Origin of the sequence: Nocardioides bruguierae, from assembly GCF_023656415.1 — a bacterium.
Classification (GTDB): Bacteria; Actinomycetota; Actinomycetes; order Propionibacteriales; family Nocardioidaceae; genus Nocardioides; species Nocardioides bruguierae.
Genome location: NZ_JAMOIL010000003.1, coordinates 222,346 through 235,254, shown reverse-complemented (window position 1 = coordinate 235,254; position 12,909 = coordinate 222,346). Strand labels below are relative to the sequence as shown.

At 73.3% G+C, this 12,909-nt stretch carries 10 protein-coding genes and 5 tRNA genes; 7 read left to right on the top strand and 8 right to left on the bottom strand.

The window, feature by feature from the left end; genetic code table 11:
• Positions 1 to 490 precede the first annotated feature (490 nt).
• Together M8330_RS04700 and M8330_RS04695 are read right to left on the bottom strand one after the other, a co-directional pair.
• Positions 491 to 760 carry a hypothetical protein gene (locus tag M8330_RS04700; protein ID WP_250826389.1) on the bottom strand — a complete coding sequence of 90 codons (270 nt, stop codon included), beginning with the start codon at positions 758 to 760 and terminating at the stop codon, positions 491 to 493.
• A gap of 381 nt (positions 761 to 1,141) precedes the next feature.
• A tRNA-Val gene (locus M8330_RS04695) sits at positions 1,142 to 1,213 on the bottom strand.
• A gap of 362 nt (positions 1,214 to 1,575) precedes the next feature.
• Between M8330_RS04695 and M8330_RS04690 the strand changes: the two genes are divergently transcribed.
• From M8330_RS04690 to M8330_RS04675, 4 genes are all read left to right on the top strand, one after another.
• Positions 1,576 to 1,648, top strand: a tRNA-Gly gene (locus tag M8330_RS04690).
• A gap of 31 nt (positions 1,649 to 1,679) precedes the next feature.
• Positions 1,680 to 1,750 (top strand) — tRNA-Cys (locus M8330_RS04685).
• A 25-nt stretch (positions 1,751 to 1,775) separates the two neighbouring features.
• Positions 1,776 to 1,847 (top strand) — tRNA-Val (locus M8330_RS04680).
• 213 nt (positions 1,848 to 2,060) lie between these two features.
• Positions 2,061 to 2,133: transfer RNA gene (locus tag M8330_RS04675), tRNA-Gly, on the top strand.
• Between the two features lie 65 nt (positions 2,134 to 2,198).
• Here M8330_RS04675 and M8330_RS04670 read toward each other — a convergent pair.
• The 3 genes from M8330_RS04670 to M8330_RS04660 form a co-directional block, all read right to left on the bottom strand.
• Positions 2,199 to 2,879 carry a LuxR C-terminal-related transcriptional regulator gene (locus tag M8330_RS04670; protein ID WP_250826388.1) on the bottom strand — a complete coding sequence of 227 codons (681 nt, stop codon included), beginning with the start codon at positions 2,877 to 2,879 and terminating at the stop codon, positions 2,199 to 2,201.
• Between the two features lie 10 nt (positions 2,880 to 2,889).
• Positions 2,890 to 3,456 carry a universal stress protein gene (locus M8330_RS04665; protein ID WP_250826387.1) on the bottom strand — a complete coding sequence of 189 codons (567 nt, stop codon included), beginning with the start codon at positions 3,454 to 3,456 and terminating at the stop codon, positions 2,890 to 2,892.
• 1,086 nt (positions 3,457 to 4,542) lie between these two features.
• Positions 4,543 to 4,842 (bottom strand): hypothetical protein, encoded by a 300-nt coding sequence (locus M8330_RS04660; RefSeq protein ID WP_250826386.1) that lies wholly within the window; start codon positions 4,840 to 4,842, stop codon positions 4,543 to 4,545.
• A gap of 109 nt (positions 4,843 to 4,951) precedes the next feature.
• Between M8330_RS04660 and M8330_RS04655 the strand changes: the two genes are divergently transcribed.
• On the top strand, positions 4,952 to 6,628 hold the full coding sequence (locus tag M8330_RS04655; RefSeq protein ID WP_250826385.1) for an acyl-CoA dehydrogenase family protein: 1,677 nt from the start codon (positions 4,952 to 4,954) through the stop codon (positions 6,626 to 6,628).
• 89 nt (positions 6,629 to 6,717) lie between these two features.
• Here M8330_RS04655 and M8330_RS04650 read toward each other — a convergent pair whose 3' ends face one another.
• On the bottom strand, positions 6,718 to 8,100 hold the full coding sequence (locus tag M8330_RS04650; RefSeq protein ID WP_250826384.1) for a cation:dicarboxylate symporter family transporter: 1,383 nt from the start codon (positions 8,098 to 8,100) through the stop codon (positions 6,718 to 6,720).
• 176 nt (positions 8,101 to 8,276) lie between these two features.
• Between M8330_RS04650 and M8330_RS04645 the strand changes: the two genes are divergently transcribed.
• On the top strand, positions 8,277 to 9,917 hold the full coding sequence (locus M8330_RS04645) for a sensor histidine kinase (protein WP_250826383.1): 1,641 nt from the start codon (positions 8,277 to 8,279) through the stop codon (positions 9,915 to 9,917).
• Positions 9,914 to 10,657 carry a response regulator gene (locus tag M8330_RS04640; protein WP_250826382.1) on the top strand — a complete coding sequence of 248 codons (744 nt, stop codon included), beginning with the start codon at positions 9,914 to 9,916 and terminating at the stop codon, positions 10,655 to 10,657. Before M8330_RS04645 ends, M8330_RS04640 begins: the two co-directional genes overlap by 4 nt.
• A 67-nt stretch (positions 10,658 to 10,724) precedes the next feature.
• Here the strand turns inward: M8330_RS04640 and M8330_RS04635 are convergent, their stop codons facing one another.
• Both M8330_RS04635 and M8330_RS04630 read right to left on the bottom strand, forming a co-directional pair.
• On the bottom strand, positions 10,725 to 11,246 hold the full coding sequence (locus tag M8330_RS04635; RefSeq protein WP_250826381.1) for a GNAT family N-acetyltransferase: 522 nt from the start codon (positions 11,244 to 11,246) through the stop codon (positions 10,725 to 10,727).
• 23 nt (positions 11,247 to 11,269) lie between these two features.
• A complete protein-coding gene (locus M8330_RS04630; RefSeq protein WP_250826380.1) occupies positions 11,270 to 12,712 on the bottom strand; it encodes a glycine hydroxymethyltransferase in 1,443 nt (480 codons plus the stop codon).
• Positions 12,713 to 12,909: the final 197 nt, after the last annotated feature.

Here is a 12,909-nt window from a genome sequence, read left to right as displayed (position 1 = left end):
CCCCCCGGCGCGCCCCCCCCCCCCCGCCCCCCCCGCCCCCGGGGGGGGGGGGGGGGGGGGGGGGGGGGGCCGCCCCCCCCCCATCGGCCCTCTTGAGGTCAGCCCTCTCGAGACTTCCGCTTCCTCGTCCGAAGGACTCGTAGGCAGTTGCCGCAGTCACGCTTGACCGCCGTGATCACGCCGCTGGCCGGCGAGTACACGACATCGTGGGCCTGCTCGCCGCTCGGGAGGTGCGGGGCGAGCCAGACCTGTCCGCACAGGGCCGGGAACTCGACGCCCATCTTGCTCGCGATCTCGGCCTCGGCAGTCCAGTAGTAGTGCCACCGCGGCTTGCGCCCGGACGGCTTCCGCCGCTGCTGGGACTCAGGGGCAGGGGTCCCCGCATTCCGGGGACCCTCGGTGGTGGGGTACGCCGGACGTATCCCACCCTCGTCGCCTCGGTCTGCGGCAGGGATCCGCAGATTGTGCGGATCCCTGCCCGGCTGCGCGCTCACGGCTGTGCCTCGATGATCAGCGAGACCAGCGCCCACGCGAGGTCGGCGGCCTGGGCGACCTCGAGCGCCGTCGACTCCGCGGTCACTACGACAACGTCACCGTGCCCGTCCTCAGGCGAGGGCGTGCCGTCCGGCCACGTGATCGACGAGAGCGTCCAGTCGGCCACGAGTCGGCTCTGGTGGATGACCCGGCCGTCCCAGTCGTTGTTCAGCAGCTCTGCCGCGTGGAACTCCTGGCTCCTGGTGCACCACGGCGGGCACGGCACCGCGACGATAGGGGTAGCGCCTCCAGGCGCAGGGGTAGTACCTTCTGTTTCAGACATCCTGATCCCTTTCGAGGGAGCGAGGCCCCCGCGGAGTTGCAGCTCCGGTGGGGGCCGATTCGTTTCGAACGCAGGACGCGACGGATTGCAGTCCGTGGCGTCGACGGTGGGGTGACTTCCAGTCACGGCACCGGGTCGAACGGGACCGGCTTCGGCAGGCCGGCCCTCAAGGTGTCGTCGGCTGCCCAGCGGCGGCTCCCCTCCAGCCCCGGTAGGACGGGGCGGTGCGCAGGGGCTCGCTCTGGTGGACACATTCGGGACACGTCCCGGAAAGCATCAGGCCCCTGACCGGCATTGCTGCTGGTCAGGGGCCTGATGTTGGTGTGGGCGATACTGGGTTCGAACCAGTGACCTCTTCGGTGTGAACGAAGCGCGCTACCACTGCGCCAATCGCCCGTGCTGCACCTCTCGGTGCGGAACGAGACTGTAGCCGCACGGTGTCGGGCACACCAATTCCGGGTCGACCTCGCCCGCACGCACGCCCGTCGGGGGTCGGGTCGCGACCACGACGGGGCCGGAGCGGGGCCTCCTGCCGGCCCGAGCGGGAGCCGCACGAGCACCGGGCCGATCCGCCGACGGACGACTCGCCGACCCGGCCGCGACGCCCCGGCATCCCCGCTCCCACCAGCCGCGACGCCACCCCAGGAATCACTCCCGACACTCCCCTGACACCACGAGGACACCCCCGATTTGGCGCCGTCGGGGGGCTCGGCTAATGTTCTCGACGTCGCCAAGGGGCACCGCCCCGAAGCAGACAAGCGGACGTAGCTCAGTTGGTAGAGCGCAACCTTGCCAAGGTTGAGGTCGCGAGTTCGAGCCTCGTCGTCCGCTCTGAGAGGTCGCTTGATGGCCAGGCCTCCACGGTGGGTTGGCCGAGAGGCGAGGCAACGGACTGCAAATCCGTGTACACGGGTTCAAATCCCGTACCCACCTCGTAGAGTAGACAACTCAACAACTAGGACGATTGGCGCAGCGGTAGCGCGCTTCCTTGACACGGAAGAGGTCACTGGTTCAAACCCAGTATCGTCCACAGACAGAACCCCCGGACCTTCGGTCCGGGGGTTCTTGCATTGCTCCGACCAGCACCGCCGCATGCTCTCGAGACGACTCGTCCATCCGGCCGTCGGCGCAGGTCAGAGCCGCTGCGCGAGCGGTGCGTGCCGGCAGGGGACGCGGATTGGGCACCGGTCCCCCGGTCCGCTAGTGTCCTCGTCGTCGCCAGGGCGCAAGCCCCGGAGGACGTGCGGACGTAGCTCAGTTGGTAGAGCGCAACCTTGCCAAGGTTGAGGTCGCGAGTTCGAGCCTCGTCGTCCGCTCCGCACCAGCGAGGGCCGACCCGGAGACCGGGTCGGCCCTCGCTGCGTCTGCAGGCCTGCGCGCCTCAGGCCCGTGCCAGGGGCACGGTCAGGCTCGACCGGTGCAGCGTCGCGAAGACCGCCGCCTGGGTGCGGCTGGCCACCTGGAGCTTGCCGAGGATGTCGGAGACGTAGTTCTTCACCGTCTTCTCCGACAGCTGGGCCTCGTGCGCGATCTGGCGGTTGGTCAGCCCGTCGGCCAGCAGCAGGAGGATGCGGCGCTCACCGGGGGTGAACACGTCGACCTCCGGGTCGGACTGCTCGGCGTGCCGCACGTGGTCGAGCACGGCCCCGGTCACCTGGGGATCGAGCACGGACTGACCGCGCGCGACCCGACGCAGGGCGATGGCCAGCTCGTCGAGGTCCGCGTCCGCCAGGAGGTAGCCGGTCGCGCCGGCCTGGATCAGGTCGATCAGCCCGACGTCGTCCCGCTGCTCCCCGAGCACCAGGATGCCCGTCGACGGCGAGCGCTCACGCACCTCCCGGCACGCCTCGGCCCGCGCCGTGGCGGGCAGCCCCGCGTCCAGCAGCAGCACGTCCGGCCGCAGCGCCGGGACCCGGGCCACGGCCGTCCGCACGTCCTCGGTGTCCCCCACGACCCGGGCAACGCCGCTGCCCTCGAGCAGCGACCGCAGCGCGAGGCGCAGCAGCCGGTGCTGGTGGAGCAGGTAGACCTCCGGGCGAGGGACGACGTCTGTCGCCTCCATGCTCCGGACGCTATGCCCGGGGAGGGACGCCGCCCATCGGCGCAACGGCAGGGTGAGCCAAGGTAAATGGTCCTCTCCTGCCCCGATCGGCCCGGGCCACCTCGCCCCGCACCCGGGCCGCACCCGTGGGGTCGACCTCGACCACGGCGCAGGCCACCCGCGGCAGGACGGCGGCAGCCACCCCGCGCTCGGGGGCGCCGGCCGCGCTCGCCGACCGGTGCGTGCCGAGGACCAGCACGTCGGCCCCGTCCGAGGCGTCCACCAGGACGTCGGCGACGCGACCGTTCGCCAGGACCCGGCGCACGGGCACCGCACCGGCCCGGGCCGCGGTCGCCTCGGCCAGCGCACGGGCCTGCGCCCGGGCGGCGAGGTGCCGGGGCAGGCTGTAGTGCCCCGGAGCCTCACCGACGAGCACCTCGCCCTGGCCCGGCCACACGGTCACCACCTCCAGCTCGCGTCCGCTGACCTCGGCGGCCCGCAGCGCCCAGGCGAGGGCGTGGGCACTCCCCCGCGAGCCCGACACGGCCACCACGACACGACCGCAGTCCGCCGCGCCCTCCGACGTCCGCTGCTCCATGGTCGCCCCCCTCGGCGCTCGGGTCCCGTCACGCTCCCTCCAGCATCCCCCCGCCCCGCCGCCGACACAGGACCCCATCGGCAGGGGCCGCGGGAGCGGGACAGCCCCTCCCGACCGGGACCTGGGGCCCTGTCCCCTGCCTCCCCGAGCCCGACCCGGCCTCCTCCGACGGGTCCGGACGCACGTCGACCCCGGGACGCGGGGGCGCACCGGGGCCGGAGCCGTACGACGACGTCGGACGACGGGGGTCGTCCGTGCCGGAGGAGGATCAGTCGATGTCGCTGGGGTCGATGTAGACGAAGAGGGACTCGAGGTGGCCGTCGTGCGGGGCGAACCGCATGCCGACGGGGCTGTCGGGGCGCACCCCGGTCTTGCGGGCCCTGGTCCACGAACCAGATGAGCTCGCCCCAGGTCAGCTGCTGGTCGAGGTCGAGGCCGATGGCCGTGTTGATGGTCTTCTTCTCGAACGTGTCGAAGTCGTCGTCGCTCATACCCCCCACAGTAAATGTGCCCGCGGAGGCGTCGGAGGCGATTTCACCCGCCTCGCACGTCACCTCCGTTAACTCTGTGCAACGTCGGGCCGCCGCACGGCCCGACGTCCGGGACACCCTCACGTCCCGACCTCTCCAGGTCTGGACCAGCAGGCACGTCCATCACCCGACAGGTGTAGGTCGGGCCGCTGCGGGGCACCTTCCTCCCGAGAGTGGACGGCACCGCCGCCTCGCGCCGACGGACTCCGTCGGACCAGGGGACGCGAGGCGGGCGTGGTCACCAGTTCCGCCCCCGGTCCGTGGCTCGGACCGGGGGCAGACGCACGTCCGGACCGGACCAGCCGCCCACCACCCGGACAGTCCGTGCCGCCGGGATTGATCCGGCCGCACACTGGGTAACGAATCGGTATCGGTCCGCCGTTGATGTGGGCGTACGGGCAGCTGGCCCGCTATCGCCCGGAGGAGCGTCGACGGCACGCGAGGGCCGACGTCGGGTCGTGGTCCGTCCAGCCTCGAGACCACCCGGCTCCCCGCTCCACGCGGGGAGCCGGACGACCCTGGCGCCGACACGCTCCCGGCCGCCCTGGGTCGACCCTCAGCGCGGCGTGAGCTGCGCGGAGGCCAGCCACTCCTGGACCAGGCCCCATCGCTGCCCGCGCACCCGCGCGACGTAGACGACGAGGCCCTCCCAGCCGGCCTCGCCCCGCCGCCACTCCAGGAGCAGCCCCGGCCGCTTCACCCCGTCCGCGTCGACGGCGTCACCGACCCAGCAGTGCCGGGCGGGGCACGCGTCCACGAGCGGTGGCCGCCCGTGACCCGTCGGGTCGAGCCCGGGGAAGGACGCCGGCGGGCGCGCCCTGTCCCGCAGCGGGACCCCGCTGCCCCGTTTGCTCATGCCGCCCGCCACGCGCCGATGGTCGCACAGGATCGAACACCTGTTCGAGTCCGGAGCTGCAAGTGACTCGCCGGTAGCCTCGCTCGGCCCACCGACCTACGGTGGCCCCATGACGCAGGACACACCGCTGCCCGGCCGTGCCGACATCCGCCGCTCCACCAACCAGGCTCCCCCACTGGTCGGGCACAACGCCGTCACCGGCGACGCCGCGCTGAGCGACGCCGTGCTGCGGCACGCCGACGGGTCGGTGCTGGAGGGTCTCGCCGCCCTGGGTGCGGAGGCGGGCAGCGCGGAGGTCCGCGAGCACGGGGTCCTGGCCAACACGCACACGCCCGTGCTGCGCCCCTACGACCGGTGGGGCAACCGGGTGGACGAGGTCGACTTCCACCCGTCCTGGCACCACCTGATGACGCGCGCCACCGCGCACGGCCTGGGGGCCGCGGCCTGGGCCGCCGAGGCCGTCGGGCAACCGCACGCGCACGTGCGCCGTGCCGCCGGCTTCATCGCCTGGTTCGGCCCGGAGCCGGGGCACGCCTGCCCCACCACCATGACGTACGCCGCGGTGCCGGCCCTGCGCGCGGACCCCGCGCTCGCGGAGCGCTTCGAGCCCGGCCTGACGTCGACCACCTACGACTTCGGCCTGCGCGCCCCCGGCACCAAGGCCGGCCTGCTGGCGGGCATGGGCATGACCGAGAAGCAGGGCGGGTCCGACGTCCGCACCAACCTCACGCGGGCCGTGCCCAGCGGGGACGACGGCACCTACACGCTGCACGGCCACAAGTGGTTCACCTCGGCACCGATGAACGACCTCTTCCTCGTGCTCGCCCAGGCCCCCGGTGGCCTCACCTGCTTCGTGCTGCCGCGGGTGCTCGAGGACGGCACCCGCAACGCCCTGGACGTGGTGCGGCTCAAGGACAAGCTCGGCAACCGCTCGAACGCCTCCTCGGAGCTCGAGATGGACGGGACCCTGGCCCACCGGCTCGGCGAGGAGGGACGCGGCGTGCGGACCATCATCGAGATGGTGGCCGCCACCCGGCTCGACTGCGTGCTCGGCTCCACCGCCACCATGCGGCGGGCCGTGGCGGAGGCCTCCTGGCACGTCGCCCACCGCGACGCGTTCGGCGGGACGCTCGCGGACAAGCCGCTCATGCAGAACGTGATCGCCGACCTCGCGATCGAGACCGAGGCCGCCACGGCGCTGGGCATGCGCCTGGCCGCCGCCGTGGACGGGCGCGACGACGCCCACGAGGCCGCCCTGCGCCGGATCGCCCTGCCGCTGGCCAAGTTCTGGGTCTGCAAGCGCACGCCGACGGTGGTGGCCGAGGCGATGGAGTGCCTGGGCGGCAACGGCTACGTGGAGGAGTCCGGCCTGCCGCTGCTGTTCCGGGAGTCCCCGCTGAACTCGATCTGGGAGGGCTCCGGCAACGTCAACGCCCTCGACGTGCTGCGGGCGCTCTCGCGCGAGCCCGGCGTCCTGGACGCCTGGATCACCGAGGTCGGCCTGGCCAGCGGTGGCGACCACCGGCTCGACCGGGCCGTCCAGGAGACCCTCGCCCTGCTCGGGCGGCTCATGGGCGAGCCCGACCAGATGGAGCGCCAGGCCCGCCGCCTGGCCTCGCGGATGGCGCTGGTCCTCCAGGGCGCCCTCCTGGTGCGGTTCGCCCCGCCCGAGGTCGCCGACCTGTTCTGCGGCTCGCGGCTCTCCCCCGGCCACGACGGTGTCTTCGGCTGCCTCGAGAGCGGCGACCCCGCCGCGGTGGTGAAGCGGACGACGCCCCAGGCCTGAGCCGACGAGGGACGAGGCTCACGCACGACGAGGCCCCCGCCGGACGGCGGGGGCCTCGAGCGTCTTGCGGGGTCCTGCGGGGTCCTGCGTCAGACGGTCTGGCGCTCGCGGACGTCGGCGGGGGTGTGCTCGCCGGCGGCCGGGGCGGGCTGGTCCTCGTGCTCGTCCAGCATCGTCGCCTCGTCGAACGGCTCCTGGCCCGAGAGCACCCGGTCCAGGCGTGCGCGGTCGAGGCTGTGGGTCCAGTGGCCGATGAGGATGGTCGCGATCGAGTTGCCGGCGAAGTTCGTCAGGGCGCGGGCCTCGGACATGAACCGGTCGATGCCGACGATGAGCCCGACGCCGTCCAGCAGCTCCGGTCGGTGCGAGGACAGGCCACCGGCCAGGGTCGCCAGGCCCGCGCCGGAGACGCCGGCCGCGCCCTTGCTGGCGATGACCATGAAGACCAGCAGCGAGATCTGCTCGCCGATGCTCAGCGGGTCGCCGAGCGCCTCGGCGATGAACAGCGAGGCCATCGTCAGGTAGATGGCGGTGCCGTCGAGGTTGAAGGAGTAGCCGGTCGGCACGACGACGCCGACGGTCGAGCGCTCCACGCCGGCGTGCTCCATCTTCGCGATCAGGCGCGGCAGCGCCGACTCCGAGGAGGACGTGGACACGATCAGCAGGAACTCCCGGCCCAGGTAGGCGAACAGCTTGAAGACGTTGACGCCCGTCGCCACCTTGAGGATGGCGCCGAGGACGCCGACCACGAAGATCACGCAGGTCACGTAGAAGGCGATCATCAGCACCGCGAGGCTCTTCAGGGCGTCGACGCCCGTGGCGCCGACGACGGCGGCGATGGCACCGAAGGCACCCACGGGGGCCGCCCACATGATCATCGCGAGGACGCGGAAGACCACGCGCTGCAGGTGGCCGACGCCGCGGAGGACCGGCTCGCCGGCCTTCCCCATGCCCTGGAGGGCGAACCCGACGAGCAGGGCCACCAGGAGCGTCTGGAGCACCGAGCCGGACGTCAGCGACGAGACCAGCGAGGTCGGGATGATGCCCAGCAGGAAGTCGGCGGTGCTGGCGTGCGACTCACCGGCCGTCGCGGCGCCCACGCCGGCGACCTCGTCGGTCAGCCGCAGCCCGTCACCGGGGTGGATGAGGTTGCCGACGACCAGGCCGATGGCCAGCGCGACCGTCGACATCAGCAGGAAGTAGCCGAGGGCCAGGCCACCGACCTTGCCCACCCGGGCAGCGCTGGCGACCGACCCGACTCCCAGCACGATCGTGCAGAAGATCACCGGCTGGATCATCATCTTGATGAGGGCCACGAAGCCGGTGCCCAGCGGCTTGAGCGCCACCCCGACCGACGGGAACGCCAGGCCCACGACGATGCCGGCCACGACGGCGACGATCACCGCCAGGTACAGGTAGTGGGTGCGCGAGCGGGTGGCTGTGGTGGCTGTGGTGCCGGGGCTGCTGCTCATGAGACCTCCTCGTCCGGGTGCCGGGACCGACCCGACGGACCGAGGTTCCCCGCTGCTGTGAGGTGCGTCACCGTTGTGGTCGTTGTGATCACGGACACCTGAGCGCGGGGCACTGCGGCACCCCGCCGACGCCGCCGGTGGGCGGGGCGAGCGTGTCCTGGGGCACAATCCGTGCCGTGCTCCCCCGCCGTGCGCGCGGTCGCGACGTCCCGGTGTCGCGGCAGGTGCTGCTCCTCCAGGTCGGTCTCGTCGGCATCCTCGTCGTCGTGGCGCTGGCCCTGTCCGTCGCCGACGCCCGCTCCGACGCGCGCGGCCGGGCCACCGACCGGGCGCTGGCCGTGGCCGGCACGCTGGCGGACTCCCCCACGGTGGGCGACGCCCTGGCCTCCGAGGACCCGTCCGCCGTGCTCCAGCCCTACGCGGAGGCGGTGCGGGCCGACACCGGGGTGGACTTCATCACGATCATGACGCCGGCCCGGCTCCGGCTGACCCACCCCGACCCCGCGATGATCGGCCTCCCGTTCCAGGGCGACGTGGGCACGGCGCCGAGCGGCGTCCCCTTCACCCAGGAGTACGCGGGCACGCTGGGGCCGTCCATGCGGGCCGTCGTCCCCGTCCTCGGCGACGACGGCACCCTGGTGGCCATGGTCTCGGTCGGCATCACGCTGGACCGGATCGAGGCGGGCGTGTGGCACGACGTGCTGCGCATCGCCGTGGTCGCGGCCCTCGTGCTCGCGCTCGGGGTGGCGGGCGCCTGGTGGGTGGGGCGTCGGCTCCGGCGCCAGACCCACGGCCTGGGGGCGGACGAGATCACCCGCATGTACGAGTACTACTCCGCCGTCCTGCACGCGGTGCGGGAGGGCCTGCTGCTGCTCGACAGCGAGGGCCGGGTCCGGCTCGCCAACGACGAGGCGCGCCGCCTGCTGGACCTCCCGGCGGACGTGGAGGGGCGACGGCTCGTCGACTGCGGGCTGGCCCCGGGCCTGGTGGCCGCCGCCCTGGGCGACGCGGTGGACACCGACGACCTGTACCTGGCGGGCGACCGCCTGCTGGTGGTCTCCTCGGCGCCCGCCCGCTGGCAGGGACGCGGCGTGGGCGCGGTGGTGACGCTGCGCGACCGCACCGAGCTCCAGCAGGTCACCGGCGAGCGCGACGCCGTCCGCGGCCTCGTCGACTCGCTGAGGGCGCAGAACCACGAGGCCGCCAACCGGCTGCACACCGTCGTCTCCCTGGTGGAGACCGGCCACGCGGACGAGGCGGTCGACCTCGCCACCGAGGAGCTCGCGGTCGCCCAGCTGCTGGCAGACCGGGTCAGCGCCGCGGTCGGCGACCCCGTGGCCGCGGCACTGCTGCTCGGCAAGACGGCGGAGGCCGCCGAACGGGGCGTGGAGCTGACGGTGGTCGGCACGCTCGAGGCCGTGGTGCTGCCGGCACGCGACCTCGTGACGGTGCTCGGCAACCTCGTCGACAACGCCTTCGAGGCCCTGGGCGGCACCGACCGCGCCGAGGGTGCCGGCCACCCCCGGCGCGTCGAGGTCGAGCTCGGGCAGGCGGTCGACGGCGCCGTCCGCGTCCGGGTCGCCGACTCCGGCCCCGGGCTGGCCGAGGGCGACGCCGAGCGCGTGCTCGAGCGCGGCTGGACGACGAAGGCCGAGCCGGGCGCGGGCCGCGGGCTGGGCCTGACGCTGGTGGCCCAGGTCGTCCGACGCCACCGCGGCAGCATCGAGATCGGCCCGGGCCCGCTCGGCGGCGCGCAGGTCACCGTCGTGCTGCACCCGCGGGCGACGACAGCCCGCGAGACCGAGGAGGACGCGTGAGCGAGCACGAGACGACGGGCCGCACCGGGCCCGGCTCGGACGACGACCTGCGCGTCCTGGTCGTCGAGGACGAGGCCCGGGCCGCCGAGGCCCACGCCGAGTACGTGCGCCGCGTCCCCGGCTACACCGTCGCCGGCACGGTGCGCTCGGCGCAGGAGGCCTCCCGCTTCCTCGAGGCCATGCGCACCCAGGGTCGTCCGGTGGACCTGGTGCTGCTGGACATGCACCTGCCCGACGGGCACGGCCTCGGCCTGCTGCGCCGCATGCGGGCGGCGGGGCACCTGTGCGACGTGATCGCCGTGACGGCGGCCCGGGACGCGGACGTGGTCCGGGCCGCCGTCGCCCAGGGCGTGGTGCTCTACCTGGTCAAGCCGTTCACGTTCGCCGGCTTCCGGGCGAAGCTGGAGCAGCACGCGGCCTTCCGGGCGCAGGCGGAGGCGAACCGGCTGCGCGGGGAGGACCTCGGCCAGGACGACGTGGACGCGCTCATGGGCTCGTTGCGCCGCGCCCCGGGCGCGGCGGTGCCCAAGGGCATGAGCCCGGAGACCCTGCGCGAGGTCACGGCGGCGCTGCGCCAGGCGGACCGTGGCCTGTCGGCCTCCGAGGTCGCGGACCTGGTCGGCGCCTCCCGGGTCACCGTGCGCCGCTACCTCGAGCACCTCGCCGACACCGGCACCGCCGAGCGGCACCCGCGCTACGGCGGTGGCGGGCGGCCGGAGGTCGAGTACCGCTGGGTGTGAGCCGGCTCAGGCGGGGACGACGGGGCGGGGACGACGGGGGCGGTGCCGCTCCCGGAGCCGGCCGAGGTCACCGAGCCGGGGCCGGCACTCCTGGCCGCGACGTCCGGAGCCTGCGCATCTCGTGCACCACCAGCGCCGAGCCCTCCCGCAGCGGCTCGACCACCCCGGTCGTCTCGAACCCGAGGCGCTCGTAGAGCCGACGAGCGACGTCGTTGCCCTCGGTGACGTGCAGGACGACGTCCCGCTCCGCGGGCGCGAGCGCCAGCAGCCGACGAGTGAGGGTCTCGGCCAGGCCGCGTCCGCGGACCTCGGGAGCCACCCACACGCCCCAGACGAAGCACTGCTCCTGCTCGGGCGGCACGAAGAGCCCGGCCATGCCGACAGGCGGATCCATCCGCGAGGCCCGGGCCAGCAGCAGCGGCCCGGGGCCGCGCACGCGCTCGCGCCAGACCTGCTCGGGGTTCGCCTCGGCCTTGGCCAGCGTGGTCCCGAACGCGCTCGGTGCGTCCCGCAACGCACGCAGGCGGACGTCACGGAACGCCGACCAGTCGTCGGCGCCCGCGACGTCCGCCTGCACGTCGTCGAGCACGTCCCCTCCTGGGGAGGTGGGCCTCAGGCCAGGTCGAGGCCCGGGTAGAGCGGGTGCTTGTCGAGCATCTCGGCCGAGGCGGCCTTGACCTTGTCGGCCACGCCGTCACCCAGCACGTAGGACGCCTTGGACGGCGTGCCGGCCTTGGTCGTGCCGGGCTGGGTGTTGCTGAGCACCTGGGTGATGAGCTCCGCGACGTTGTCGAACTCGTCGTGGCCGAAGCCGCGGGTGGTCAGCGCCGGGGTGCCGATGCGGACGCCGGAGGTGTACCAGGCGCCGTTGGGGTCGGCGGGCACCGAGTTGCGGTTGGTGACCACGCCGGCCTCGAGCAGGGCGGACTCGGCCTGGCGGCCGGTGAGGCCGTAGCCGGAGACGTCGAGCAGCACGATGTGGTTGTCGGTGCCGTCCGTGACCAGCTTCGTGCCGCGCTTCATCAGGCCGTCGGCCAGCGACTTCGCGTTGTCGGCGACGTTCTGGGCGTAGGTGCGGAACGAGTCCTGGCGGGCCTCGGCGAACGCCACGGCCTTGGCGGCCATGACGTGGCTGAGCGGGCCGCCGAGGACCATCGGGCAGCCGCGGTCGACGCTGGGGGCGTACTCCTCGGTCGCCAGCACCATGCCGCCGCGCGGGCCGCGCAGGGACTTGTGCGTGGTGGTGGTGACGAGGTGGGCGTGGGGCACCGGGTCCTCGTCGCCGGTGAAGACCTTGCCGGCCACCAGGCCCGCGAAGTGGGCCATGTCGACCATGAGCGTGGCGCCCACCGAGTCGGCGATCTCGCGCATCTTGGCGAAGTTCACCCGGCGCGGGTAGGCCGAGTAGCCGGCGACGAGCACGAGCGGCTTGAACTCCTTGACCTTGGCGGCCACGGCGTCGTAGTCGAGCAGACCCGTCTCGGGGTCGGTGCCGTACTGGTTCTGGTGGAACATCTTGCCGGAGATGTTCGGGCGGAAGCCGTGGGTGAGGTGGCCGCCGGCGTCCAGGCTCATGCCCAGGAGGCGCTGGTTGCCGAGCTCGCGACGCAGGGACTCCCAGTCCTCCTCGGTGAGCTCGTTGACGTTCTTCTTCTCGGCCTTCTGCAGCCACGGGCCCTCGACGCGGTGGGCGAGGATCGACCAGAAGGCGACGAGGTTGGCGTCGATGCCGGAGTGCGGCTGCACGTAGGCGTACTCGGCGCCGAACAGCGCCCGGGCGTGCTCGGCGGCGAGCGACTCGACGGTGTCGACGTTCTGGCAACCCGCGTAGAAGCGGTGGCCGACGGTGCCCTCGGCGTACTTGTCGCTGAACCAGGTGCCCATGGTCATGAGCACGGCGGGCGAGGCGTAGTTCTCGCTGGCGATGAGCTTGAGGGAGGCACGCTGGTCGGCGAGCTCGGCGCGGGTCGCGTCCGCGATCCGGGGCTCGACGGAGGCGATGACCTCCAGAGCCTGCTGGTAGGCGCTGCTGGTGAGGCCGGAGACGTCGGTCATGAGCGGCAGCGTAGTCGCCCCCGGCGCACGGTCGCGCATCGGTGGAGGGCGCCGTCAGGTGTTGCGCAGGCGTGACGAGACAGACACGGGACGGTCTCCGCACACCCACCGTCCCGCCTGCATCCCACATGCCGGACGGGCGTCTCACATGATGAGTTCCGCATTTGGAGATGTCGGTCCCGAGGACTGAGACTGCT